The sequence below is a fragment of the Constrictibacter sp. MBR-5 genome (assembly GCF_040549485.1).
Classification (GTDB): domain Bacteria; phylum Pseudomonadota; class Alphaproteobacteria; order JAJUGE01; family JAJUGE01; genus Constrictibacter.
In genome coordinates this window covers 159,285-183,043 of record NZ_JBEPTK010000012.1, presented here as the reverse complement: position 1 = coordinate 183,043, position 23,759 = coordinate 159,285, and the positions used below count along the sequence as shown (strand labels likewise).

The 23,759-nt window shown below is 70.5% G+C and carries 21 protein-coding genes; 8 read left to right on the top strand and 13 right to left on the bottom strand.

Going from position 1 to position 23,759, the window contains the following annotated elements; genetic code table 11:
• Positions 1-129 precede the first annotated feature (129 nt).
• From ABIE65_RS21355 to ABIE65_RS21345, 3 genes are read right to left on the bottom strand one after another with little or no spacing between them, the layout of a single operon-like run.
• Positions 130-741: a carboxymuconolactone decarboxylase family protein gene (locus tag ABIE65_RS21355; protein WP_354080527.1), complete on the bottom strand. Its 612-nt coding sequence runs from the start codon at positions 739-741 to the stop codon at positions 130-132.
• 42 nt (positions 742-783) lie between these two features.
• A complete protein-coding gene (locus tag ABIE65_RS21350; RefSeq protein ID WP_354080526.1) occupies positions 784-1,368 on the bottom strand; it encodes a thiamine pyrophosphate-dependent enzyme in 585 nt (194 codons plus the stop codon).
• A gap of 16 nt (positions 1,369-1,384) precedes the next feature.
• A complete protein-coding gene (locus ABIE65_RS21345) occupies positions 1,385-1,900 on the bottom strand; it encodes a thiamine pyrophosphate-binding protein (RefSeq protein ID WP_354080525.1) in 516 nt (171 codons plus the stop codon).
• Positions 1,901-2,048: 148 nt separating this feature from the next.
• On the opposite strand from ABIE65_RS21345, the gene ABIE65_RS21340 reads away from it, so the two are divergent.
• The gene (locus ABIE65_RS21340) at positions 2,049-2,333 is read left to right on the top strand and encodes a putative quinol monooxygenase (RefSeq protein WP_354080524.1); all 285 of its coding nucleotides are present in this window, start codon (positions 2,049-2,051) and stop codon (positions 2,331-2,333) included.
• Positions 2,334-2,480: 147 nt separating this feature from the next.
• Here ABIE65_RS21340 and ABIE65_RS21335 read toward each other — a convergent pair whose 3' ends face one another.
• Entirely contained in the window at positions 2,481-4,571 is a 2,091-nt protein-coding gene (locus tag ABIE65_RS21335) for a hydantoinase/oxoprolinase family protein (protein ID WP_354080523.1), read from the bottom strand.
• Position 4,572: 1 nt separating this feature from the next.
• Complete coding sequence (locus tag ABIE65_RS21330; RefSeq protein ID WP_354080521.1) at positions 4,573-6,372, bottom strand: hydantoinase B/oxoprolinase family protein; 1,800 nt, start codon at positions 6,370-6,372, stop codon at positions 4,573-4,575.
• 228 nt (positions 6,373-6,600) lie between these two features.
• Here ABIE65_RS21330 and ABIE65_RS21325 point away from each other — a divergent pair, with 228 nt between their 5' ends.
• The 3 genes from ABIE65_RS21325 to ABIE65_RS21315 are packed head-to-tail and all read left to right on the top strand — an operon-like array spanning position 6,601 to position 9,570.
• On the top strand, positions 6,601-7,659 hold the full coding sequence (locus ABIE65_RS21325) for a TRAP transporter substrate-binding protein (RefSeq protein WP_354080520.1): 1,059 nt from the start codon (positions 6,601-6,603) through the stop codon (positions 7,657-7,659).
• A 7-nt stretch (positions 7,660-7,666) separates the two neighbouring features.
• Positions 7,667-8,290 (top strand): TRAP transporter small permease subunit, encoded by a 624-nt coding sequence (locus ABIE65_RS21320; RefSeq protein WP_354080518.1) that lies wholly within the window; start codon positions 7,667-7,669, stop codon positions 8,288-8,290.
• A complete protein-coding gene (locus ABIE65_RS21315; protein ID WP_354080517.1) occupies positions 8,287-9,570 on the top strand; it encodes a TRAP transporter large permease in 1,284 nt (427 codons plus the stop codon). The genes ABIE65_RS21320 and ABIE65_RS21315 overlap by 4 nt, the downstream gene beginning before the upstream one ends.
• A gap of 35 nt (positions 9,571-9,605) precedes the next feature.
• Here the strand turns inward: ABIE65_RS21315 and ABIE65_RS21310 are convergent, their stop codons facing one another.
• Positions 9,606-10,529: a LysR family transcriptional regulator gene (locus ABIE65_RS21310; RefSeq protein ID WP_354080516.1), complete on the bottom strand. Its 924-nt coding sequence runs from the start codon at positions 10,527-10,529 to the stop codon at positions 9,606-9,608.
• 139 nt (positions 10,530-10,668) lie between these two features.
• Between ABIE65_RS21310 and ABIE65_RS21305 the strand changes: the two genes are divergently transcribed.
• Positions 10,669-11,682, top strand: coding sequence for a zinc-dependent alcohol dehydrogenase family protein (locus ABIE65_RS21305; protein ID WP_354080515.1), 1,014 nt, complete (start codon positions 10,669-10,671; stop codon positions 11,680-11,682).
• Positions 11,683-11,785: 103 nt separating this feature from the next.
• On the opposite strand, the gene ABIE65_RS21300 is transcribed toward ABIE65_RS21305, so the two are convergent.
• The 6 genes from ABIE65_RS21300 to ABIE65_RS21275 all read right to left on the bottom strand — a co-directional run bounded on the left by ABIE65_RS21300 (position 11,786) and on the right by ABIE65_RS21275 (position 19,176).
• Positions 11,786-14,470 carry an AAA family ATPase gene (locus ABIE65_RS21300; RefSeq protein WP_354080514.1) on the bottom strand — a complete coding sequence of 895 codons (2,685 nt, stop codon included), beginning with the start codon at positions 14,468-14,470 and terminating at the stop codon, positions 11,786-11,788.
• Positions 14,471-14,488: 18 nt separating this feature from the next.
• Positions 14,489-15,601, bottom strand: a complete 1,113-nt coding sequence (locus ABIE65_RS21295) for a metallophosphoesterase family protein (RefSeq protein WP_354080513.1) — start codon at positions 15,599-15,601, stop codon at positions 14,489-14,491.
• Between the two features lie 81 nt (positions 15,602-15,682).
• The gene (locus ABIE65_RS21290; RefSeq protein WP_354080512.1) at positions 15,683-16,135 is read right to left on the bottom strand and encodes a PaaI family thioesterase; all 453 of its coding nucleotides are present in this window, start codon (positions 16,133-16,135) and stop codon (positions 15,683-15,685) included.
• 16 nt (positions 16,136-16,151) lie between these two features.
• Positions 16,152-17,435 carry a TRAP transporter large permease gene (locus tag ABIE65_RS21285; protein WP_354080511.1) on the bottom strand — a complete coding sequence of 428 codons (1,284 nt, stop codon included), beginning with the start codon at positions 17,433-17,435 and terminating at the stop codon, positions 16,152-16,154.
• Positions 17,436-17,439: 4 nt separating this feature from the next.
• A complete protein-coding gene (locus ABIE65_RS21280; RefSeq protein ID WP_354080510.1) occupies positions 17,440-18,036 on the bottom strand; it encodes a TRAP transporter small permease subunit in 597 nt (198 codons plus the stop codon).
• 87 nt (positions 18,037-18,123) lie between these two features.
• Positions 18,124-19,176: a TRAP transporter substrate-binding protein gene (locus ABIE65_RS21275; protein ID WP_354080509.1), complete on the bottom strand. Its 1,053-nt coding sequence runs from the start codon at positions 19,174-19,176 to the stop codon at positions 18,124-18,126.
• Between the two features lie 166 nt (positions 19,177-19,342).
• On the opposite strand from ABIE65_RS21275, the gene ABIE65_RS21270 reads away from it, so the two are divergent.
• The 3 genes from ABIE65_RS21270 (at position 19,343) to ABIE65_RS21260 (ending at position 22,538) form a co-directional block, all read left to right on the top strand.
• Positions 19,343-20,596, top strand: a complete 1,254-nt coding sequence (locus ABIE65_RS21270; RefSeq protein WP_354080508.1) for a tetratricopeptide repeat protein — start codon at positions 19,343-19,345, stop codon at positions 20,594-20,596.
• Positions 20,597-20,670: 74 nt separating this feature from the next.
• On the top strand, positions 20,671-21,585 hold the full coding sequence (locus ABIE65_RS21265; RefSeq protein WP_354080507.1) for a dihydroneopterin aldolase: 915 nt from the start codon (positions 20,671-20,673) through the stop codon (positions 21,583-21,585).
• A gap of 284 nt (positions 21,586-21,869) precedes the next feature.
• The gene (locus ABIE65_RS21260; RefSeq protein WP_354080506.1) at positions 21,870-22,538 is read left to right on the top strand and encodes an extensin-like domain-containing protein; all 669 of its coding nucleotides are present in this window, start codon (positions 21,870-21,872) and stop codon (positions 22,536-22,538) included.
• A gap of 25 nt (positions 22,539-22,563) precedes the next feature.
• On the opposite strand, the gene ABIE65_RS21255 is transcribed toward ABIE65_RS21260, so the two are convergent.
• On the bottom strand, positions 22,564-23,745 hold the full coding sequence (locus ABIE65_RS21255; RefSeq protein WP_354080505.1) for a vWA domain-containing protein: 1,182 nt from the start codon (positions 23,743-23,745) through the stop codon (positions 22,564-22,566).
• Between the last annotated feature and the right edge of the window lie 14 nt (positions 23,746-23,759).

Genomic DNA, 23,759 nt, shown 5'->3' with positions numbered 1-23,759 from the left:
CCGGGGCGGCGGGCCGGGGGCGGGGGGCGGGGGGGTTTGGGGGGGGGGGGGTGGGGGGGGGGGGGGGGCCCCCCCCCCCCCCCCGCCCCCCCCGGGGGGGGCCCCCCCCCCCCCCGCCCCCAGAAGGGGTTACTTCAGCGGCTTCAGTGGCGGTTCGGTGCCGTCGGGGATGCCGGCTTCGACGGTGTTCAGGATCATCGAGACGGTGGCGTAGAAGCCGGTGACGGCGACGAGGTCAGCGATCTGCTGCTCGGTGAACTGGGCCTTCAGCTTCTCGAAGGTGGCGTCGCCGACGCGGCGGTTCTCCATCATCTCGGTGCAGAAGTCGTAGACGGCCTCCTCGTCGGGCTGCATGGCGCTCGGGCGCTTGCCGACCTTGATGTCGTCGGCGATGGACTGGGCGAGGCCGGCGCGGACGGCCAGCGGCTCGTGCGCCCACCACTCGAACTGGGCGGTCCACCAGCGCGCCTGGATCAGGATGGCGAGCTCGTTCAGGCGCAGCGGCACCGAGGTGTCGAAGCGGATGTATTCGGCGAGGCCGCGCCAGCGCATGGCGAGTTCGGGGCTGCGCAGCAGGAAGTTGTAGGGGCCGGGGAACTGGCCGCTCTGCGCCATGTAGCGGCCGCCGGGACCGTCGGCTTTCTTGGCGCCGGCGAGGATGGCCTCGGCCGCCGTCTTCTGGGCGTCGGACATCTGGTCGGGGGAAAGCTGCGCGAAGCGCGGCGGCTTGGTCTCGGACATAGGGGTGCTCCTGGATAGTGTCGGGGCGCCGGCCTCCGGCCCTCAGCCGACGCCGAGGGTGCCGCGGAGGTCGGCGAGGATCTGGTCGCGGGTGCGGGTCTGCCAGCGCTTGCGCTGGCCGATGGGCGTGTTCTCGACCTCCGGATAGACCTTCATCGCGCAGAAGACCGGGCCGGGCTTCGCCAGGATGTCGGGGACGGCCCTGGTCAGGTCGTCGATCTCGGTGAAGGCGTGCGCCGCCGGATAGCCGCAGCCGCGGGCGATGGCGGCATAGTCGACGTTCTTCGCGTTCGGCACGGGCTGGCCGCCGGTGGTGGCGTAGCACTCGTTGTCGAGCATGAAGTGGTAGAAATTCTTCGGCGCGAGTTCCGCGATCGTCGTCAGGATGCCGAGGCTCATCAGCAGGTCGCCCTCGGAATCGAACAGGATGATCTTGCGGTCGGGCTGGGCGAGGGCGAGGCCGAAGGCGAAGCCGGCATGGCCGCCCATGGCCGGGTCGCCGAGGGCCGCGTCGTATTTCTCCATGTCGCTGATCTTCGCCCAGTGCGGCGAGCCGCGGCCGGAGATGACGATGGCGTCCTTGCGGTGCGCGGCGATGGCCTTCAGCGCGTCTGCGGTATGCATCATGGCTGGATCCTCCCCGTCAGCGGTTGAAGCCGTGAAATTCGTCGCCGACCAGGATGACCACCGGCCGCTGCGTGCGCTCCGCCTCCTCGAAGGCGACGCCGATCCGGTCGGCGTCGGCGTCGCTCTCGACCAGATAGAAGTTCAGGCGGAAGGCGTTGATGAAGGGCTCGGTATATGTGGCCACCGTGTCGGTATTGACGCCGTGGCGCGTGTAGCCGCGATAGCCCACCATCAGCACCACGGGCACGTTCAGGCCCATCAGCCAGCCGCGAATGGAATCGCCGGATTCCAGCATGCCGGTGTTCTGGATCAGGATCATCGGCTTGCGCCCGCCCGTGGCGAGGCCGGCGGCGATGGAGCAGGCGTTGCCCTCGCGCGCGACGCCGATGAGGCGCAGGCTGGGCTCGGCCTGCATCAGCAGGAAGAGCCAGTTGGTCTCGCTGTCCGGCAGCCAGACGATGTCGGTGACGCCGTGCGCCTTCATCTGCGCCAGCACCGTTTCCGGGCTCAGCGCATTCGGTGTCTCGCTCATTCCCTCGAACCTCCCCGCGACCGCGTTGCCGCGCACTGTAGCGGGCGGGCGGCGGGATGGGTAGGCGGGGGCGTTGCGGTGCGGCGCGCTTGGCTTATGGTGCCGCTTCAACTCGAAACCAGCCCAACCCCAGACGAGGAGTAAGCCGATGCTCGGCGTCATCGCGAAGATCAAGGTCAAGGACGGCCAGCAGGCGCAGTTCGAGGAAACGGCGAAGCGGCTGGTGGCCGCCGTCAACGCGAACGAGCCGGGCTGCAAGCTCTACGCCCTGCACAAGACCGACGACCCGCTGCTCTACGTCTTCATGGAGCGCTACGAGGACCAGGCGGCGGTCGACGCGCACCGCGGCTCGGACCACTTCAAGACCATCGGCCGCGAGATGGGCCAGTATATGGACGGCAAGCCGGACATCATGCGGGTGACGGAGGTCTGAGGGGGCGGTTCTTCCTGCTTCCCCGGCCGCAGCGCGCAGCGCGGAGAGCCGGGGGCCATCGTGCCGGCGCTCCGGCGGTGCCCGGGCGGATAGGTGGGCCCCGGATCGGCGCTTCGCGCCGTCCGGGGAAGCACAACAGTGTCCGCCTCACCCCAGCGTGACGATGATGTTGCCGTAGGCGTCCAGGCCGGCGGTGGCGCCGGGGGGGACGACGCAGGTGGCGTCGTATTCCTCGACGATGCAGGGGCCGGGGCGGGCGGTGCGCAGTGCGGCCCGACCGATGACCGGCGTCTCCAGCCAGCCGTGCGTTCCGCCGAACCAGCAGCTGCGGCTGCCACGCTCTTCCGCGCCGGACGCGGCGCCGCTCGGCTGCGCTCCGGCGATGCGGCGCTCGCCGGTCGCGGCCTGTCCGACGATCTGGATGCCGACCAGTTCGACGGGCTCTTCCTCGCCCGCACGATGGCCGTAGGTGCGCTCGTGCTCGGCGTGGAACGCCTCCTCCAGGGCGGCCAGCAGCGACGCGTCGATCGGCCCGTCCGGGACCGGGACCGCCAGCTCAAAGGTCTGCCCCTGATAGTGCAGGCTGGCGCGGCGCAGGACGCGCATCTGCGCGCCCGAATAGCCGTCGGCGTGGAGCTGGTCGCGTGCCTCCCGGGCCATCGCCTCCCAGATCTCGGCCAGATGCGCCACGTCCAGGCTGTGCAGCAGGCCGCGGAAGGTGCGCGAATAGTGATGCTCGACGTCGGCGTAGAGCAGGCCGAAGGCCGAGAAGACGCCGGGCGACGGTGGCACTAGGATGCGCTTCATGCCGATTGCCTCGGCCATCGCCGCGGCGAACAGCGGGCCGTTGCCGCCGAAGGCGACCAGGGTGTAGCCGCGCGGGTCGCGGCCGCGCTCGGTCGAGACGGCCTTGATGGCGCGGATCATGTTCGAGGCGGCGATCTGGTAGGCGCCGTAGGCGGCGGCCTCCAGCGACAGGCCCATCGGCGTGCCGATGCGCTCCATGAAGACGCTGCGCGCCTTGTCGGCGTCGAGGCGCACGGCGCCGCCGACGAGATATTCCGGATTGAGATAGCCCAGGATGACGTTGGCGTCGGTCACCGTCGGCTGGGTGCCGCCGATGTCGTAGCAGACCGGCCCCGGCACGGCGCCGGCGCTGTGCGGGCCGACGAGGAGCGAGCCGCCGGCGTCGATCGAGACGATCGAGCCGCCGCCGGCACCGACCTCGGCGAGGTCGATGGCCGGCACCTTCAGCGTGTAGCCGGAGCCGGTGAGCAGGCGCGAGCCGCTGAGGATGCCGCCGCCGACCTGGAACTCCGGTGCCTTGGTGACCTCGCCCGCCTCGATCAGCGACGCCTTCGCCGTGGTGCCGCCCATGTCGAAGCTGACCACGTCGGGCAGGCCGGCCGCGGCGGCCACCGCCTGGGCGCCGATGACGCCGGCGGCGGGACCGGACTCGATGATGTGCACCGGCAGGCGCGCGGCATGCTCGGCCGGCGTCAGGCCGCCGTTCGACTGCATCAGCAGGAGCGGCGCCGTCATGCCGCTCGCCTGCAGGGCGGCGGTGAGGACGGAGAGATATTGCGAGACGACCGGCAGGACGTAGGCGTTCACCACCGTGGTCGAGGTGCGCTCATACTCCTTGATCTCCGGCAGGACGTCGAAGCTGATGCAGCAGGGCAGGTCGGGCGCCTTGCGGCGGACGATGTCGCGGATGGCGATCTCGTGCGCCGGGTTGGCGAAGGAATTGATCAGGCAGATGGCGATCGCCTCGCAGCCCTCGGCCAGCAGCCGGTCGACCATCGCCTCGGCCTCGGCCGTGTCGAGCGGCCGGTCGACCTTGCCGTGGGTGTCGACGCGCTCGTCGACGGCGAGGCGGAGATAGCGCTCGACCAGCGGGGGCGGCTTGTCCCAGGCGATGTCGTAGAGGCGCGGCATGCGCAGCGTGCGGATCTCCAGCACGTCGCGGAAGCCCTTGGTGGTGATCAGGCCGGTGCGCGCGCCCTTCAGCTCCAGGATGGCGTTCGAGGCGACGGTGGTGCCGTGGCGGATCTCGGCGACGTCGCCGCCCTGGATACCGGTCTCGCCGAAGACCTGGCCGATGCCCTCGATGATGGCGCGGCCGTAGGCCCCGACCGTCGAGGACACCTTCTTGACGTGGACGGTGCCGTCCGAGCCCAGGAAGACGATGTCGGTGAAGGTGCCGCCGATGTCGACGCCGATGCGGAAGGTGGTCATCTCAGGCCTCGCCATGTGGAGGGGCGGTCAGGTCGGCGGGATCGGTCCAGAGGACGGCGGGGGCGGTCCACTCGCCGCGCCGGCCGCGCATGGCGTCGCGCAGTCTCGCCGTAGCGGGCTCGTCGATCGACCAGCCGTCGGTCACGACGACGACGCCGTAATGGCGGCGGGCGGCGTCGACGCTCAGCAGTTCGTTGCGCACGTCCTTCAGAACCTTGGCCGGCGCGCGCTCCAGCGGATCGCCCCAGCCGCCGGCGCCGGCCAGTTCGTGGCGGAAGACGTCGCCGCGCTTGATCATCATGGTGAGCTTGCCAGGGAGCTTGCGGTTCTCGGTATCGGGATTGAGGGTGTTGCGCGACGGCTGGCCGGGATGGCCGCCATAGAGGCCGTAGGGCTGGAACGCCTGGCGGTCGGCGCGCACCTGGAGGACGGCTTCCTTTTCCAGGAAGCGGTACTCCCGGCGGTAGGGGGCGCCGCCGCGGAACTTGCCGGGTCCGGCGCGGTCGGCGACGAACTCGTAGGCCAGGATCTGCAGCGGCTGCTCAGCCTCGGTCACCTCGATCGACTGCGAGGCCATGTTGGCGAACATGTTGGAGTTGCCGTCGAGCCCGTCCGCCCACGGCCGCCCGCCCCAGGTGCCGCAGGTGAAGTCGACATAGATGTAGGGCTTGCGCGCGTCGTCGTAGCCGCCGATCGAGATGCCGGTGTTGCCGCCGTCGGACGCCGCGAAGACCTTGTCGGGCAGCATCATGGCGAGCGCCCCGAAGGCGCAGTCGACCATGCGGAAGCCGGTCAGGCCGCGCGCCGCGCATGCGGCCGGCAGCACGCCGTTGGCGATGGTGCCGGGCGGCGCCACCACGTCGATGACGCGGAAGACGCCCTCGTTGTTCGGGATGCCGGCCGGCAGGACGGAGCGGATCGCGGCGTAGCTGGCGGCTTTGGTATAGGAGAGGGTGTTGTTGATGGCACCCTTGACCTGCGGCGCAGTGCCGGTCCAGTCGACGACCATGCGGTCGCCCTGCTTGCGCATGGTGACGAACAGGCGGATCGGCACGCCGTAGTCGACGCCGTCGTCGTCGATCCAGTCCTCGAAACTGTACTCGCCGTCGGGCAGGTCGGCGACCGCGGCGCGCGTCAGGCGCTCCGCATAGTCGATCACCTCCTGCATGTATTCGTGCACCTGCTCGGCGCCGTGCCGCTCGACCAGCTCGAGCAGCTGCTTCTCGGCGATGTGGCAGGCGGCGAGCTGGGCGCGCAGGTCGCCGAGCACCTTGGCCGGCAGGCGGACGTTGCGGTCGATCATCAGGAACAGCGTCTCGTTGCGGCGGCCGCGCTCGTAGAGCTTGAGCGGCGGGATGCGCAGGCCTTCCTGATAGATCTCGGTGGAATCCGAGGCGTTCGAGCCGGCGACGCGGCCGCCGACGTCGGTGTGGTGGCAGATCGTGGCGGCGAAGGCGACGCGCCGGCCCCGGTGATAGATCGGCTTGAAGATGAAGATGTCGGGCAGGTGCATGCCGCCCTCGAACGGGTCGTTCATCGCGAAGATGTCGCCCTCGTGGATGTCGCCCTCGTAGCGCTTCATCACCGCGGCGAGCGCCGTCGGGATCGAGCCGAGATGGCCCGGCAGGGTCAGGCCCTGGGCGACCAGCCGGCCGTCGGCGTCGGCCAGCGCGGTCGAGAAGTCCATGTTGTCCTTGAGCACGCCGGAATAGGTCGTGCGGACGATGGTCAGCGCCATCTCGTCGGCGATCGAGAAGATCGCGTTCTTGAAGAGTTCGAACGCGATGGGATCGCGGGCCATGAAACACCTCTTGCAAGCGCCGGAACGCGCAGCGCAAGGTCGCGCACCGGCTCGTGGAGAGCAAGCCGGCAGCAAGCGCCGTGCCATGGGCTCCGCTTCCCGGGGCGGCCCCGCATCGGCGGCGATCCGTGCGGCCGGCGGCATGCATCTTGCTGCCACGGCGCCAGGAGCGGTCACCGGCCGGCCAGACGGCCGGGGCCTCGGGAGACTTGGCTGGGGAGCACGAGCATGAGGACACTGGGTCTGACGATCGCCGCCGGCATGGTCGCGGCGATGACCGTGGCAGCGGGTGCCGCCGACCTGCCGAAGCTGCACGTGAAGGCGATCGGCCTGAACGGGAACACCGTCGCCTCGGAGCGCGACGAGGTGCCGTTCTGGACCAAGACGATCCCGGAAGCCTCGGGCGGCAAGATCACCGCGGACATCGTCCCGGTCGACCGCGCCGGCATCAAGGACTTCCAGATGATGCGGATGAGCAAGCTGGGTGTCACCGACTTCGGCGCCGGCGACATCAGCAAGATGGCGGGCGAGGACCCGGTGTTCGAGGGCTGCGACCTGGCCGGCCTGACCCTGACGCCGGAGGCGGCGCGGGCGGCGTGCGAGGCGTGGAAGCCGACCATGGCGCGCGTCATGGAGCAGAAATTCGCGACCAGGCTGCTCGCCGTCGGCGCCAACCCGCCGCAGGTCTTCTGGTGCCGCGAGCCGATCTCCGGCCTCGCCGACCTGAAGGGCAAGAAGGTCCGCGTCTTCAACAAGACGATGAACGACTTCATCACCGCGGTCGGCGGCACCACCGTTTCGATGGCGTTCGCCGAGGTCGTGCCGGCGCTGCAGCGCGGCGTCGTCGACTGCGCCGTCACCGGCTCGCTCAGCGGCAACACGGCGGGCTGGGCCGAAGTGTCCTCGCACCTCTACCCGCTGTCGCTCGGCTGGAGCGTCAACTATCAGGCGGTCGGCGACGAGTCCTGGAACAAGTTCCCGCCGGAGGTGAAGGCCTTCTTCGAGACGCAGTTCGACACGTTCGAAGACAAGATGTGGGAGACGGTGGCCAAGGCGACCGAGGAGGGCGAGAGCTGCAACTTCGACAAGGAGCCCTGCACCCTCGGCAAGAAGGTCAAGATGACGCGTGTCCCCGTCTCCGACGAGGACCAGACGCTGCGCGCCAAGCTGATGCAGGACGTCGTGCTGCTGAACTGGGGCAAGCGCTGCGGCAAGGCGTGCGCCGAGGAGTGGAACGCGACGGTCGGCAAGGTCGTCGACCTGCAGATCCCCGTCGACAAGATCTGAGCCGGCGATGGCGGAGCGGGGACGCGGCGTGCCCTGGAGCCTGCGCCTCGCCGAGCGCGCGTCGCTCGCCGGGGTCTGGTTCGGCGGGGCGCTGGTCATCCTCGCCGCCTTCCTGATCGGCTACGACGTGATCGTCCGCAAGCTGTTCAACGTCACGGTCGGCGGGGCGGACGAACTGTCGGGCTACGCCCTGGCGATCGGCACCACGTGGTCGCTGGGCTTCACGCTGCTGCACCGGGCGCACATCCGCATCGACTCGCTCTACATCCACTTCCCGCGGCCGATGCGGGCGGCGCTCGATATCCTCGGCCTAGCCGGCTTCGTCGCGGTGTTCGGCCTCGTCGCCTGGTACGGCTGGGGGATGGTCGCCGACACGGCGGCGATGGGTGCGCGCTCGATGTCGCCGCTCAGCACGCCGCTGATCATTCCGCAGTCGCTCTGGTTCGCGGGGCTCGTGCTGTTCCTGGCGGTGGCGGCGCTGCTGCTGCTGCACGCGGTGCTGGCGCTGCTGCGCGGCGACCTGGCGACGGTCCAGACGATCGCCGGCTCGCGCAGCATCAAGGAAGAGATCGCCGACGAACTGCCGCCGGGCCATGAGGACGGCGGAGAAGGGGCGAGGCGCACCGCATGATCGGTTCCGCGACGGCGATCCTCGTCGTCCTCCTGGCGCTCGGCCTGCCGGTGGCGGCGGCGCTGGGCATCCTCGCGCTGGCCCTCGGCGACGTCTACGCCTTCCTGCCGGTGTCGCGGGCGATCGGCGAGATCGCCTGGTCGGCCTCGACCGACTTCATCCTGGTCGCCATCCCGCTGTTCATCCTGCTGGGCGAGGTGCTGCTGCGCTCGGGTATCGCCGAGCGGATGTATGCCGCGCTGACGCACTGGGTGTCGTGGCTGCCGGGCGGCCTCATGCATTCCAACATCGCCGCCTGCGCCATGTTCGCCGCGACCTCGGGCTCCAGCGTCGCGACGGCGGCCACGATCGGCACGGTGGCGCTCGACGAGGTCGATAAGCACGGCTACGACGAGCGCCTGTTCCTCGGCACCCTGGCGGCCGGCGGAACGCTGGGCATCCTGATCCCGCCGTCGATCAACATGATCGTCTACGGCGTACTGACCGAGACCTCGATCCCGCAGCTCTATCTGGCCGGCATCCTGCCCGGCCTGCTCCTGGCGCTGATGTTCACGGGGATGGTGGCGCTGATCTGCAGGCTGCAGCCGCACAAGGGCGGCCGGCCGGTGGCGACCAGCTGGAGCGCGCGCTGGCGCAGCCTGCCGGACCTCGTGCCGCCGCTGCTGATCTTCGCGGTGATCATCGGCTCGATCTATGCCGGCCTCGCCACGGCGACGGAATCGGCCGCACTCGGCGTGATCGCCGCCTTCGCCCTGGCGGCGTGGCGGCGGCGCATCTCGCTCGCCATGCTGCGCCGGGTGGTCGAGGGCACGATGCGCACCACCGGCATGGTGATGGCGATCCTGATCGTCGCCTATTTCCTGAACTTCGTGATCACGGCGATCGGCCTCGCCGACGCGGTGACGGGGCTGGTCGGCGACGTCGGGCTGACGCCCTACCAGACGCTGGCGGCGGTCATCGTCTTCTACCTGGTGCTCGGCATGTTCATGGAGACGCTGTCCATGATGGTGGCGACGGTGCCGATCATGACGCCGGTCGTCATGGCCGCCGGCTTCGACCCCGTCTGGTTCGGCGTGCTGATCATGCTGCTGCTGGAGACGGCGATGATCACCCCGCCGGTCGGCATCAACCTGTTCGTCGTCCAGGGCCTGCGCCCGCACGGCCAGCTACACGACGTGATGCTGGGGGCGGTGCCGTTCATCCTGGCGCTGGCGGCGATGATCCTGCTGCTGGTGCTCGTACCGGGCATCGCGCTGTGGATCCCGCATGGCGGGGGGTGAACGGCGCCATGCTCAGGCGATGGCAGTGAGACTTCTCAAACGCGCTCCAAGATTCCATCGAGTCCTCGATCCCAATAGGGGTGTCGCCCAAACCGCTCCGTGAGCCAGTCGATCAAGACTCTCACCTTTGGGGCCAGCTCGCGCGAGCTCGGGTAGAGTGCCCAGAGCGTCTGTGTCGAGACGAGCGGGTATTCGGGCAGGGCTGGTACAAGCGCGCCGGATCGAAGCTCGTCCGCGGCGCACCAGGTCGCCATCAGAGCGACGCCGAGCCCCGCGCAAGCTGCGTCGCGCACGGCCCCGCCGTCGTTGATCCGCAGGCCCGGCGTAATGCGCCGCTCGATCAGCTCCCCACTCTTTCCTCGGAATGTCCAGAGATCGAGCGTACCGACGACGAGGCAGGCATGCTCGGCGAGGTCGTCCGGCGTGTTCGGCCGCCCTCGCCGCTCGATGTACGCGGGCGACGCAACCAGCACCCGTCGATCTGGAGCGAGTCGCCGAGCGACGAAGGACGAGTCGCCGAGTTCGGCATAGCGAACCGCCACATCGAAGGCGCCTTCGACGAGATCGACGATGTTGTCGGACATGCGCAGATCGATGGCGAGATCGGGATACCGGCTGACGAAGTCGGGCAGGCCCGGCACGATATGCATGCGCGCGAACGAGGCTGGAGCCGCGACCCGCAGCGTGCCGCGCGGCACGGCCTGCTCCCGACCGAGCGCGGCGCGGGCGGCTTCCGCTGCGAGAACAACGTGCTCTGCATGCGGCAGAAAGGCGAGGCCGTCTTCGGTCAAGGTCGTCTGCCGCGTCGTTCGATGCAGAAGCCGGGCTCCGAGCCGCTTCTCCAGCGCCGCCAACCGGGCGCTCGCGCCGGCCGGAGTGACGCCCAGGTCGCGGGCTGCGGAGCTGATGCTGCGCAGCCGGGCGATGCGGACGAACAGGCTCAAATCGTCGACGTTCATCGCGGCACTTTCAAGCCTTCGTTGAAGCTGATCCTAGTTTCGGCCAGCTACCGACGGCAATGGCGAGGAGTCAGATTGGCAGGATCCTCACGGGGCCGCTGAGCCTTGGCTCTGCCCCTCTCCATTGAAAGGGTTCGTCATGACCGTGACCATGAAGGCCATCGTGCTCAGCCGCTTTGGGGGGCCGGACGCGTTCGAGCTGCGCGAGGTACCGGTGCCGGCAGTCGGTCCGCGTCAGGTGCGGGTTCGGGTGCACGCCACTGCCGTCAACCCGCTCGACTACCAGATTCGCCGCGGCCACTATCCGGACTACGTACCGCTGCCCGCCATCATCGGCCATGACATCTCGGGTGTCGTCGAGGAGGTCGGATCGGACGTCAGCGAGTTCGCGGCCGGCGACGAGGTGTACTACACACCGAAGATATTCGGTGGTGCCGGCTCGTACGCCGAGCAGCATGTCGCCGACGTCGAACTCGTCAGCCGTAAGCCCCGGAACCTCAGCCACCTCGAGGCGGCGAGCCTGACGCTCGTGGGCGGCACGGTCTGGGAGGCGTTCGTTCAGCGCGCGCAGTTGAGCGTCGGCGAGACGATCCTCATCCATGGCGGCGCAGGGGGCGTGGGTACGATTGCGGTTCAGATCGCCAAGGCGATCGGCGCTCGGGTGATCACGACGGCGCGCGCCGGCGACCATGACTTCGTGCGCTCGCTCGGTGCCGACGACGCGATCGACTTTACCGCCGAAGACTATGTGGAAGGGGTCGCTCGCCTGACCGGCGGACAGGGCGTCGACGTCGTCTTCGACACCATCGGAGGCGATGCGCTCACCAGAAGTCCCCTGACGCTCGCCGACTTCGGGCGTGTCGTCAGTCTCGTGGACATCGCTCAGCCGCAGAACCTGGTCGAGGCCTGGGGCAAGAACGCCGCCTATCACTTCGTGTTCACCCGCCAGAACCGGGGCAAGCTCGATGCCCTCACACGACTGATCGAGCGCGGTCTGGTGAAGCCCGTGATCGGGGCGACGTTACCGCTCGCACGAATGAGCGAAGCACACGAACTGTTGGAGAACGGCACCGCGCGGGGCCTGCGCGGCAAGGTGGCGATCGACGTGACGGGCGAGACGGTTGCCTTGCCCACCGTCCAACGAACGGCTTGACGCGGCGGACGGACGTCCGGCGGTACCCTCCACCTCGGCCGTCCGTCCTCTCACGCAGGCCGCCTCCATCGTGATCAGGCAACCCCCTCGACGTCGGGATGACTCACCCCGCCGGCACGATCGAGAGGTCGTGGCCGCCAAGCTTGGCGAAGGCGCGGCTGCGGCAGGTGAGGACGATGACCTGCTGGGTGCGGCCGGCGCGGGCCAGGGCGTCGAACATCTGCTCGATGCGGCCGTCGTCGGAGAAGACCAGCGCGTCGTCCAGGACGATCGGCACCTCCTGGCCGCGCTCGCAGATGAGCGCGCCCATGGCGAGGCGGACGAGCACGGCGATCTGCTCCTGGGTGCCGACCGACAGGCGCTCGAACAGCTCCGCCTCGGGTCCGTTCCGGTGCAGGCCGGTGATGGCGAAGCCGTCGCCCAGCGCCAGTTCCGCCTGCGGGAAGACGTCGTTCAGGAACGGCCGCAGGTGGCGGCGCAGCGGGGCGTGCAGCCGGTCGCGCTGCTCCTGGTAGCAGGCCTCGATCGTCTCGCGCAGCAGCTGGAGCGTCGCGACGTGGCCGCGGTGGCGCTCGACGTCGCGGGCGGCGAGATCGCGCTCCTCGCGCAGCACCTCGGCGCGCTCGCCGAGACCGTCGCCGCCGGCGCTCTGGATCTGGCCTTCCAGGTTGGCGATCTCGCGCTCCAGCGTGCCGCGGCGTGACTCGTTGTTCTGCAGTGCCGTCTCCAGGCGCGTCACGCGGGTGGCGCGCCGCTCCAACTCCTCGGGCGACGGTGCGGCGCTGCGCTGGCCTTCCAGGGCGGCGGCCTTGGTGCCGCGCTCGGCGGTGGCGGCCGCGACGCGCGCGTCGGCGGCCTGCATCAGGCGGTCGCGGTCGGCGTCGGGCAGCACGGCGAGGTCGGCGGCGAGGCGGCCGGCGATCTCGCCCAGCGCGCCACCCAACTCGCCGCGCGCGGCACCGGTGCGCGCCAGCGTGGCGTTCTGCGCCTCGGCCGTGCCCTCCAGTGTCTGCCGGCGGCGGCGGGCGGTGTCGCGGCCGCCGCGCAGCGCCTCCTGCCGGGCGGCGAGGTCGGCGGCGGTCGGCGGCGTGTCGAGGCCGGCGGCCGCCAGCGCTTCGGCGACCAGGCTGTCGGCGCGGGCGATCTCGGTGCGCAGCTTCTCCAGTGCCGTGGCCGGCGAGCCGCCGCGCACGCCATAGGCCTCCAGTTCCGCGCGCAGGCCGGCGGCGTCGGCTTCCAGCTCGCGGCGCCGGGCGTGCGCGGCGCGCAGCTCCGCCGCCGTCGAGACGCCGGCGCCGTCGAGGAGGGCGGCCAGCCGTTCATTCAGCTGCTGCAGCTTCTGCTGTTCGGCCTTGCCGGCGCCGGCGGGCGGCGAGACGGTCACCGTGGCGATGTCGCCTATCCGGATGGTCAGCGGATCGACTGCCGCCTGGGCGGCGTCGGCGTCGAGGCGGCGTCCGGCGAATTCCACCCGGCCGGCACCCTCCGGGCCGAGGGTGACGGAAACGTGCGGCGCCGCCGCTTCCAGGCGCGCCAGAAGCCCGCCCTGCTCGCGCTCGATGGCGTCCAAGGTTGTCAGCGCCGTCGCCGTGGCGCCGTTGCCGGCCAGCGCCGCCTCGTTCGCGACCAGCCTGTCGCCGAGGGCGACGAGTGCCGCCTCGCGCCGTGCGAGGTCGTCGCGGCCGGCGGCGCGGGCGAGCGCCTCGGCCAGCCGCTGGAGATCGCGTTCCGCCACGGCGTCGCGTTCGGCTGCGGCGTCGATGGCGGCGATCTCGGCGCGGGCCGCCGCCAGGGCGTCGCGCGCCGCCCGCTCCTCGGCGTCGAGCGGTGCCAGCTTCGCCTGCAGGTCGGCCTCGCGCCGGCGGTCGGCGTCGATGCGCGCGGCGCGCTGGGTGAGGTCGGCGCGCTGCTGCGTCGCCCGGTCGAGGGCCGCGCGCGCCTGCTGCTCGGCGAGTTCGAACCGGCCGAGCAGGGCGGCGGCGCTCTCGCCCTCCTTCAGGGCGGTACGCGCCGCGGCGAGGTCGCTGCGCATGCCGGCCTCGATCGCCGGGTCGGCGAGGCGGGCGCCCTCGGCGCGCTTCGCCGCGAGGTCGACGAGCTGGGCGTCGAGCACGGCGAGGCGGCGTTCGGCCTCCTCCAGCTCGCGCGCGAAGCCGGCGAGCCGCGCCTCGGCCTCATCGTAGGGGCCGCCGCGTCTGGGTTTGCCAGTGTCGGTGACCAGTTTGCTGAGCTCGTCCTTCAGCTCGGCCAGCACCTTGCGGGCGCGCTCGCCGCCGACGAGGGTGCCGACCTCCTCCTGGATCGCGGCGTTGAGGGCGTTCGCCGCGGCGTCCGACATGGCGGGCGGGTCGAAGGACTTGCCCTGGCCGACCCAGAGGATGCCGAAGGCCGCCTCGTCGACCGAGCGGCCGCCGCCGGGCGCGACGCCGAGCAACTCCCAGACCCTCTCGTCCGCCTCGCGGCCGCGGGCGATCTCGACGCCGCCGCGGGCGAGCGAGGCGGCCGGGCTCTTCACGAAGGACTTGCGCAGGACGTAGTCGGCGCCGTCGTGCTCGAAGCCCAGGGTGACGCAGACCGGCAGCGACAGGCCCTCCGTCGCGAGGCTGCGCAGGAACTCGTTCTTCGAGTTGTGGCGCTCGAACAGGCAGGCGCGCACGGCGCGGAACAGGGTCGACTTGCCGGCCTCGTTGCCGGCCGAGAGGATGTTGACGCCCGGCCCCAGCCCGTCGACGCGGGTGGCGGTGCCGAAGCGGCCGACGCCGTCGACCTCGATCGCGGTGATCCTCATGCGGGCTTCATCCGCCGATCATCCTGCCGACGCCCGAACGAAGAGCTGCACCAGCGCGTCCTCGGCGCGGCGGCGCGCATCGGCCGGCTGCGCCGCATCGTCGGCCGCCGCCTTCAGCCGCTCGGCGGCGAAGCGCAGGACGCCGCCGAAGTCGATCGCCTCCAGGTCGGCCGCCGTCGGCCGCACCAGCAGGCCGGCATCGTCGACGTCCAGGTGGAAGAGGGCGGCCGCGAGGCCGAGCAGGCAGCGGTCGAGCGCCGCCCGGCCCGCGACGGGCAGGGTGCCTTCCAGTGTGAGCCGCATGATGGCGCAGGACGGCTCCGGCAGGGCGCGCAGCCGCGCCTCCATGTCGGGCAGGTCGGCCGTCTCGGCGAGCTGCACCCGGCGGTCGACCCACTGGTGCGTGCCGACCACGTGCGGCGTGACGGTCGGCGGCGCGCCGGGGCCGGCGATGTCGACCAGCAGCGCCTGGCCCTCCTCCTGGCTGCCGGCGCGGTCCGGCTCCGGCGTGCCGGCGTACCAGAGGTGCGGGCCGATCCGCACGGTGCGGTGCCAGTCGCCGAGCGCCAGATAGGCGAGGCCAGCGCGCTCCGGCCGCGCCGGGGCGATCGGGTTCGACGCCTCGCCTTCCGTGCCGAAGCCCTGGACCGAGCCGTGGGCGAGGCCGATGCGCAAGGCACCCGGCGGCGTCTCGGCGCGGTCCATCCATTCGGTGAGGTCGCCGCCCTCGCTCTTGCGGGTGAGAGGGGCCGGCAGCAGCACCGCGTTATCGCCCAGCGGCGCCGGCTCCGGCGTCAGGTGCAGGCGGACATTGTCCGGCACGCCCGCCTCGCGCACCCGGTCCCAGACGCCCTCCGGCCGGTGCGGGTCGTGGTTGCCGGGGATCAGATGCCAGGTGACGCCGGGGAAGCGCCGCATGCGCTCCAGCGGCTCCAGCAGGGTCTTCGGCTGCGGCGATTCGGTGTCGTAGACGTCGCCCGCCACCAGCACGTGCGCCGCCCCCTCGCGCTGCGCCAGCCGGCCGACATTTTCCACCGCCGCCAGCCGCGCCAGCCGCAGCGCCGCATCCTTGTCGCCGAACTGCCGGAACGGCCGGCCGATCTGCCAGTCTGCGGTGTGGACGAAACGCATGGGGATCCGGGCGTCTGTGCGGGAGCGCCAGCCTAGCGCGCACGGCGGGCGTTGCAACCTTGTCGGGCGCAGTTGCGTCGGCTATCCGCCGACGGGTGAGAAGGTTCCGTTGGCGCGGGCCACCACCTTGTCGCCGACCATCAGGAAGCAGCTGGCGAAGCCCAGCTTGCGGCCGGCGCGGAGGTGGTCGACGCGGGCTTCGAGCCAGTCGCCGGCACGGGCGGGGGCGTGATAGTCGATCGAGAGGGAGACGGTGACGCAGCGTTGCGGCGGGTCGGAGGCGAGGGCGAGGCTGCGGCCCATGGCGATGTCCGCGAGCGCGGTCAGCAGCGCGCCGTGCGCCAGCCCCTTGCTGTTCAGGTGCGGCGTGTCTAGGCGCACCGCGACCATGACGCCGCGTACCGGGCCGTGCGGCGTGTCCGCGGCGAACGGCTTCTCCCAGATCGGCTCGAACGGTGCCAGGAAGGGGCTGGAGCGTCCCTGGGGCACGAAGCCTTCGGGGACGTCCGGCGTCCCGGCGCGATCCTCGGTCATCGGCCGAACCTCTCCGTCAATAAAACAGGCTCGGCAGCCAGAGGGCGATCTGGGGGAAGGCGATCAGCAGGCCGACCATCACGAACATCATCAGGACGAAGGGCAGGGAGCCCATGATGACGTCGTTCATGCCGCCGCGCGGGCGGATGCCCTGGACGACGTAGAGGTTCACGCCGACCGGCGGGGTGATCAGCGCCGTCTCCAGCAGCACGGTGAGGAGAATCCCGAACCAGACCGGATCGTAGCCGAGAGCGAAGACGATGGGCGCGATCAGCGGCGTCGTGGTGATCAGCATGGAGAGCGTCTCCATGAAGCAGCCGAGCACCAGATAGGCCAGGACGATCACCATCAGCGTGCCGAAGGCGCCGAGGCCCAGGCCGTCGATGAACTGGGTCATCGCCTGGGTCACGCCGAGCGCGCCGAGGACGAAGTTGAGGAAGCTGGCGGCGAGGATGATCAGCATGATCATCGCCGTGGTGCGCATCGTTCCCTCGATCGCCTGGCGCAGCATCTCGAGCGTGAGGGTGCGGTAGGCGGCGGCGAGGATCAGTGCCGCCACCACGCCTAGAGAGGCCGCCTCGGTCGGCGTGGCGAGGCCGGCATAGATCGAGCCGACGACCACCAGAAAGATGCCGAGCGGCGGCAGCAAGTCGGGCAGCGTCGAGATGCGCCGCGCCCAGGTCGTCTGCGGCGGCCGGCCGGCGAGGTGCGGTGTCACGATGCAGGCGACGACGATCAGCGTCATGAACAGCAGGGCGAGCAGCAGGCCGGGGATGAAGCCGGCGAGATAGAGCTGCGGCACCGAGGTGTTGGTCAGCAGGCCGTAGATGATGAGGTTGATCGACGGCGGGATGAGGATGCCGAGCGTACCGCCGGCGGCGATGCTGCCGAGGAACAGGCGCTCGCCATAGCCGTGGCGGCGGATCTCCGGCTCGGCGACGGTGCCGATGGTGGCGGCGGTCGCGACGCTGGAGCCCGAGGTGGCGGCGAACATGGCGCAGGCGCCGATGTTGGCGTGCATCAGGCCGCCCGGCAGCCAGGACAGCCACTCGGCGATCGCCGCATAGACCCGGGTGGCGATCCCTGAGCGCAGCAGGATCTCGCCCAGCAGCACGAACAGCGGGATGGCGATCAGGATGTATTCGGTGCTGGTCTGCCAGAGGATCTCGCCCATGGCGAGGCCGAGCGGCATGAAGGAATAGAGGTTGTCGAGAACCAGCCCGAGGATGCCGAGGGCGGCGGCGACGGGAACGCTGAGGGCCACGAGGCCGATGAGGACGAGCGCGGTGACGCCGAGCATCGTGTCAGCCCCCCGTCCGCGTACGAGGCAGGTCGTGCTGGCCCAGTTCCTCCTGGACCTCCTCGTCGAGGCTCTGCGCACCGGCGATGCGGCCGAGCGTCGCGAGGTCGCCGGTGACCAGCGCCAGCAGGCTGCGCAGCATGAGGAGCGCCCAGACGATCATGAACAGGGCCATGCCGGCGAACCACAGCGACTGCGGCACGACCAGCGGGATGGCGAGCGGCGTCGTGGAGTGGGCGTTCATGCCGACGGTGGTCTCCACCGCGATCCAGGCGCGCCAGGACAGATAGGCCATGAAGGCGCCGAGGGCGGCCAGCGCCAGCGTGTCGAGCAGGGCGCGCACGATGCGCGGCAGGACGAGATAGAGCGCGTCGATGCGGACGTTCGACCGGTGGATCAGGACGAAGGCGAAGGCCCAGCTGGTGCTGATCGCGAAGAGATAGGCCGATATCTCGTCGGCGCCGGTGAAGGTGATGCCGAGGATGCGCCGTATCAGCACGTCGACGGTGACGAGGCCCGCGGCGAACAGCAGCATCGCGCCGCCCGCCCATACGGCGACGCGTGCGATCCGCTCCGCCAGGATGGTCGCTCTATCCAGCATCTGTGTCCGGACTGAAAGGTGATCGATGGGGCGGATACGAAGAAGGGCGGCGTCGCTGCCGCCCTTCCCGTCGTCAGGTGCCGGCGATCAGCTGCCGGCCTTGAGGTTCACCACGGGGCCGACCGTGGCGTTCCACGTCTTGACGCAGTCGGCGCCGCAGCGGGCCGCCCACTTCTTCAGCACGCCCTCGGTGAGCGCGGTCTCGCGGGCCTTGAGATCAGCCTCGCTCGGCTTCACCAGGGTCAGCCCGCCGGGCTTGCCGACGGTGCATTCGCCGGTGCCGGTGCCGCAGGCGATGCCTTCGTCGTTCTCGGCCTCGATGACCTTCCAGCCCTTGTCCTCGAACTCCTTCGAGGCCTTCAGCAGGGCCTGCTGCTGCTTCTCGCTCAGCTTCTTCCAGCTGTTCTCGTTGATCGCCGTGAAGGTGATCGTATAGCCGACCGGCAGGGCGAAGAGGTGGGTCGCGACCTCGTACCACTTCGCCTTATAGCCCGGCATGGTGCCGGTGATGCCGCAGTCGACGACGCCCTTCTGCATGGCGGGCACCACCTCGGCGAACGCGATGGTGACGGGCGAACCGCCGACCGCTTCGACGAAATCGCCCTGGCTGGCGCCCTGCACGCGGATCTTCTTGCCCTTCAGGTCGCCGATGCCGGTGATCGGCGACTTGCAGTAGAAGACCTGGGCCGGGAACGGATAGTGGTTGAGCAGTCGGGCGCCGTAGTTCTTCTGCAGCGCCTCGGCGAGAACGTCGCGATAGGCGTCGGCCACGGCGCGCGACGTCTTGAAGTCGGATGCGACGCCGGCGAGGTCGATGCCCTCGATCACCGCGTCCTCGGCGACGTAGATCGGCAGGGCGTGCGCCACGTCGAAGACGCCGAGCTTCAGCAGGCGCATGACCTCGAAGCCCTTGACGCCCAGTTCCGTCTGCGGCTTGGCCTCGCCCGTCAGGATGCCGCCGCTCGACGCGGCGAGCTCGGTCTCCCAGAACGGCTTCTCGAGCTTCTGCCAGTTGGAGAGATTGCCCCAGGTGCCGACAGCCTTGAGCTGAACCGGCTTGTCCTGCGCCCCCGCAGGACCGGTCGCGAGCATCGCCGCGGCCGCAAGAGCGAGAATGGTCGCCTTACCGTAATCCCTCATGAACCCCACCTCCCGTTATGCATTGCCGCGCAAGATACAGGGAGCGGGGGCCGCGGGCAAATGCGATGGCGGCGACCGTGCCCGTGCCCGTGCCCGTGCTGAACCCTTCGTTAACCCTCCGGGCTCTATCCTTGCGGTTGAAGACGCGCGGAGGAACAGCAGCCCCATGTCGCACAAGCCGGGATACAGCCGTCGGTCACGCATGCTCGCCCTCGCACTGGCGCTGCCTGTGGTGGCGGGCGGATGCAGCACGCTCGGTGCGGGCAAGGAAGCGGCGGCGCCGTCTTCCGTGGGGCCCGTCGCGGCGGCGAGCGCCCGGTCCGACAACCTGATGCGCATCGCGCGCAGCACCGAGGCGGCCGGCGACGCCGCCACGGCGGCGGGGCTCTACCAGCGCGCGCACCAGATGGATCCCGCGCAGACCGAGCCGCTGATCGCGCTGGCCGGGGCGCTGCGCAGCCAGGGCATGAACGTCGAGGCGGCGGAAGCCTATCGCGGTGCGCTGGCGCTCGACGCCAACAACCTGCCGGCGCTGCACGGCCTCGGGCTGGCGCTGATCGGCGCGGGCCAGCCGTCGGCGGCGCTCGACATCTTCGACACGGCACTGCACATCGACAGCCGCGACGCCAAGCTGTGGAACGGCCGCGGCGTCGCCCTCGACATGCTGGGCCAGCACGGCGCGGCGCAGACCGCCTATCGCACCGGCATCGACATCGCCCCGCACGACACGGGGCTGCGCAACAATCTCGGCCTGTCGCTGGCCCTCGCCGGCAACAGCCAGGATGCCATCACCGTGCTGGAGCAGATCGCCGAAAGCCCGGAGGCGTCGGCCCGCAATCGCCAGAACCTGGCGCTGGCCTACGGCCTCGCCGGCCAGTCGGGCCGTGCCGGCGTGATCGCGCAGCGCGACCTGCCCCCCGAGGCGGTGCGCAGCAACCTGTCCTATTACAACGAACTTCGCGGCCGGAAGGGCGACCTGACGAAGCTGGTCTCCGTCGAGGTCGCCAAGCCGGTGCCGCCGGCCATGTCGCTGGCGACGGTGTCGGCCGAACGCCGCTCGCAGATGTCCGAGGTCAGGACCGCCGAGGCGATGGCCGCGACGACTGCGGCCGTCCGCCCGGCGAGGCCCGGTGCCGCGAGCACCTCGATCGCTTCGGCACTGGGCATGGCGCCCACGTCCGCTTCGCCGATCCGGCCGCGCCGGATGTCCGACGAAGAGGCGCTGAAGGCGGCGGTGCCGGCGATGCCGATCCGCCCGATGCCGCAGCCGGCCGTCGTCGACGTACCGGTGGCCTCCGTGGTCGTCCCCGCGGCGGAGCTGCCGCCGCGCCCGGCGCCGACCCAGATCAGTCTCGGTAGGAACGCCGCGGCGGCTCCCGCGCCCGCATCCGCGGGCGGCTGGACGCTGGTCGGGCGCTGACCCAGCCGCCGGACCGGTAACAGCGGCATCCCCCGCGGCTTGCCGTCCCCGCCGCCGCCCGCCATCTTTGGGCGATGGATACAGCGACAGCCTCCGCCCCCGATCGGATCGTCGACGACATCGACCGGCAGATCGAGTTCCGGGGCGGGCATCATCCGTCGGCCGCCGCCGTCCGGCGGGCGCTGACGGCCATCGCGCCCGGGGACCGGACGGCCGGCGCAGACCAGGCCGCCTTTCCCGCGATCGTCGACGCCACGCCGCTGGCCGCCGCGGATGCGGACCGCGCGCTTCAGGCGCTCGGCGATGCCGCCGGGCTGCTCGGCACCGCACCTGTCGGGGCCGGCGGGCCGGGAAGCGTCGTCTTCCTGCTGCCGGCCGCGGTCGACGGACCGGGCGCCGCGGCCGCGGTACGGCGGCTGGCACGCCAGGCGGCACCGCACTGGCGGCTGAACGCGGTGCGCATCGGCCGCTCGGCCGAGGATGCGGCACGCACCGTCGCCTTCGCTCTCTCCTGCCGGTCCTTCACCGGGCAGCTCGTCGCCCTCGACCAGCCGCTCCAGGCGTCGATTCCGGCGCAGCCCGACCTGCGGCCTTCGGGTCCGGGAGCCGGCGCGGCGGCGCGGGAGGTGGCGACCCGCGAGGTAATGATCCGCGACCTCGTCCTGCCCTGCCGCGTCGGGGTGCGCCGGCACGAGCGCGACGCGCCGCAGCGCGTGCGCGTCAACCTGAAGCTGGTCGTCGACGAAACGCCGCTGCACGACCGTCTGGAGGACGTCGTCTGCTACGACGAGATCGTCGACCACATCCGCCGGATCGCCACCGGCGGTCACGTCAACCTGGTCGAGACGCTGGCCCAGCGGATCGCCGACGGCTGTTTCGACGACCGCCGCGTACGCTCGGCGCGGGTGGCCGTGGAGAAGCTCGACGTCTATTCCGACGCGACCGCGGCGGGTGTGAGAATCATCCGGCATCGTCCTGATTCGCCTTGACGAACCGCTTCGGTATGGCCGGCCGTGCGAGTTTTGCACAATCGGCACCCCGAATCCGGCCGGACTCCCGCGAATCCCTGTCGAGAGGAACTTATCCCGGTTGACGGGAATGTTACATCGGAAAATCAGTAGGTTAGCTAGGTTGCCTATTTTTTAGGCATAGCGGCGGGACTCTAGGGAAGCTAATGGACTCCGGCTTCTGTCTCCGGTTTGTCGACAGGTTTATCCACAGGGTTGGGGGATTATCGACAAGTGGCGTTGTCGTCGTGGTGCAGAGTCCGGACATGACCGCGCGCGGCATCGACAGGAGCCCGCGACCGCGGCGGATTCCACTGCTCCTGCCGGCGGCGATGCTCGTGGCGTCACTCTGTGGAGGCGGCCAGGCTACGGCCGGAACGGGCGCGGGGACGGGGCGCGACGAACTGTCCTGCCGGGCGGGACTGGCGGCGCGCGGGGCGAGGACGGCGGCGCTGCCGGCGATCGCCGACGGCGATTGCGGCAGCGCGCTGCCCCTGCGCCTGACGGGGGTGCGGGGCGTGGCGATCCGGCGCCCGGCGACGACGACCTGCGCCATGGCGGACGCGCTGGACCGCTGGACCTTGGAGGTGGTGGTGCCGGAGGCCAGGCGCTTCCTGGGGGCGGTCCCCGAGGCCGTCCTCGTCGGCACGTCCTACCAGTGCCGCACGCGCAACCGCATCGCGGGGGCGCAGCTGAGCGAGCACGCCTATGCCAACGCGGTCGACGTGCACGGCTTCGTCTTCGCCGGCCGCGGCGAGGTGGCGATGAAGCCGCACCGGCGCGGCTCGCCCGAGGCGCTCTTCCTGGCCGCGGTGCGGCGCAGGGCCTGCGATTATTTTACGACGGTGCTGGGCCCCGGCACGGATGCGACGCACGCCGACCATCTGCACCTGGACATGCGCGCGCGGTCGGGCGGCTACCGCATCTGCCAGTAGGCGCGGGCGGGCCGGGCTCGGCCGGTCAGCCCTGCAGCCGGCGCAGGCCGCGGTCGAGGCCGTCGACCGACAGCGGGTACATCCGGTTGGCCATGATGTCCTTGATGATCTTGGTCGAGGGCGTGTGCTCCCAGCGCTGTTCCGGGCGCGGGTTCAGCCAGATCGCGCTCGGCCAGTGGTCGAGCATCCGGTTCAGCCAGACGGTCGCCGGCTCCTCGTTCCAGTGCTCGACCGAGCCGCCCTTGTAGGTGACCTCGTAGGGGCTCATGAAGGCGTCGCCGACGAAGATCGCCTTGTAGTCGGGGCCGTAGGTGTTGATGACGTCGAAGGTCGACGTCTTCTCGTTATGGCGCCGGCTGTTGTCCTTCCACAGGCCTTCGTAGATGCAGTTGTGGAAGTAGAAGAACTCCAGGTGTTTGAACTCCAGCCGGGCGGCGGAGAACAGCTCCTCGCAGACGCGGATGTGGTCGTCCATCGACCCGCCGACGTCGAAGAACATCAGGACCTTGATGCGGTTGCGGCGCTCCGGCCGCATGACGATGTCGAGCATTCCGCCATTGTGGGCGGTCTGCCGGATGGTGCCGTCCAGGTCCAGTTCGTCGGCCTCGCCCTGGCGCGCGAACTCGCGCAGCCGGCGCAGGCCGATCTGGATGTTGCGGATGCCGATCTGCAGGTTGTCGTCGTAGTTCTTGTATTCGCGCTTGTCCCAGACCTTCAGCGCGCGGCCCTGGCGGCGGCGGCGCTGGCCGATCGCCACACCCTCGGGATTGTAGCCGCCGGTGCCGAACGGCGAGGTGCCGTTGGTGCCGATCCACTTGTTGCCGCCCTGGTGCCGCTCCTTCTGCTCCTCGAGGCGCTTCTTCAGCTCCTCCATGACCTTTTCCCAGCCGCCCATGGCCTCGATCTGCTTGCGCTCCTCGTCGGAGAAGAAGCGCTCGGCCTGCTGGCGCAGCCACTCCTCGGGGATCTCCTGCCCGAAGAGCTTGTCGGACATCTCCTGCACGCCCTTGAAGTAGGCGCCGAAGACGCGGTCGAAGCGGTCGAAATGCTTTTCGTCCTTCACCAGGCAGGCGCGTGAGAGATAGTAGAAGTCGTCCAGGCCGAAGACGACCAGCCGCTTCTGCAGCGCCTCTAGCAGCATGAGATATTCCCGGATCGTCGCCGGGATCTTGGCCGCCTTCACCTGGAAGAAGAAGTCGATCAGCATGTGCGCGCTCTCAG

Coding starts and splice junctions, on each gene's coding strand:
- ABIE65_RS21325 (WP_354080520.1), top strand. CDS start 6,601: ATGAGGACACTGGGTCTGACGATCGCCGCCGGCATGGTCGCGGCGATG.
- ABIE65_RS21285 (WP_354080511.1), bottom strand. CDS start 17,435: ATGCTCGGCGTCACCGCGCTCGTCCTCATCGGCCTCGTGGCCCTCAGC.
- ABIE65_RS21310 (WP_354080516.1), bottom strand. CDS start 10,529: ATGAACGTCGACGATTTGAGCCTGTTCGTCCGCATCGCCCGGCTGCGC.
- ABIE65_RS21305 (WP_354080515.1), top strand. CDS start 10,669: ATGACCGTGACCATGAAGGCCATCGTGCTCAGCCGCTTTGGGGGGCCG.
- ABIE65_RS21265 (WP_354080507.1), top strand. CDS start 20,671: ATGGATACAGCGACAGCCTCCGCCCCCGATCGGATCGTCGACGACATC.
- ABIE65_RS21260 (WP_354080506.1), top strand. CDS start 21,870: ATGACCGCGCGCGGCATCGACAGGAGCCCGCGACCGCGGCGGATTCCA.
- ABIE65_RS21355 (WP_354080527.1), bottom strand. CDS start 741: ATGTCCGAGACCAAGCCGCCGCGCTTCGCGCAGCTTTCCCCCGACCAG.
- ABIE65_RS21340 (WP_354080524.1), top strand. CDS start 2,049: ATGCTCGGCGTCATCGCGAAGATCAAGGTCAAGGACGGCCAGCAGGCG.
- ABIE65_RS21300 (WP_354080514.1), bottom strand. CDS start 14,470: ATGAGGATCACCGCGATCGAGGTCGACGGCGTCGGCCGCTTCGGCACC.
- ABIE65_RS21330 (WP_354080521.1), bottom strand. CDS start 6,372: ATGGCCCGCGATCCCATCGCGTTCGAACTCTTCAAGAACGCGATCTTC.
- ABIE65_RS21320 (WP_354080518.1), top strand. CDS start 7,667: ATGGCGGAGCGGGGACGCGGCGTGCCCTGGAGCCTGCGCCTCGCCGAG.
- ABIE65_RS21290 (WP_354080512.1), bottom strand. CDS start 16,135: ATGACCGAGGATCGCGCCGGGACGCCGGACGTCCCCGAAGGCTTCGTG.
- ABIE65_RS21345 (WP_354080525.1), bottom strand. CDS start 1,900: ATGAGCGAGACACCGAATGCGCTGAGCCCGGAAACGGTGCTGGCGCAG.
- ABIE65_RS21315 (WP_354080517.1), top strand. CDS start 8,287: ATGATCGGTTCCGCGACGGCGATCCTCGTCGTCCTCCTGGCGCTCGGC.
- ABIE65_RS21275 (WP_354080509.1), bottom strand. CDS start 19,176: ATGAGGGATTACGGTAAGGCGACCATTCTCGCTCTTGCGGCCGCGGCG.
- ABIE65_RS21270 (WP_354080508.1), top strand. CDS start 19,343: ATGTCGCACAAGCCGGGATACAGCCGTCGGTCACGCATGCTCGCCCTC.
- ABIE65_RS21280 (WP_354080510.1), bottom strand. CDS start 18,036: ATGCTGGATAGAGCGACCATCCTGGCGGAGCGGATCGCACGCGTCGCC.
- ABIE65_RS21295 (WP_354080513.1), bottom strand. CDS start 15,601: ATGCGTTTCGTCCACACCGCAGACTGGCAGATCGGCCGGCCGTTCCGG.
- ABIE65_RS21335 (WP_354080523.1), bottom strand. CDS start 4,571: ATGACCACCTTCCGCATCGGCGTCGACATCGGCGGCACCTTCACCGAC.
- ABIE65_RS21255 (WP_354080505.1), bottom strand. CDS start 23,745: ATGCTGATCGACTTCTTCTTCCAGGTGAAGGCGGCCAAGATCCCGGCG.
- ABIE65_RS21350 (WP_354080526.1), bottom strand. CDS start 1,368: ATGATGCATACCGCAGACGCGCTGAAGGCCATCGCCGCGCACCGCAAG.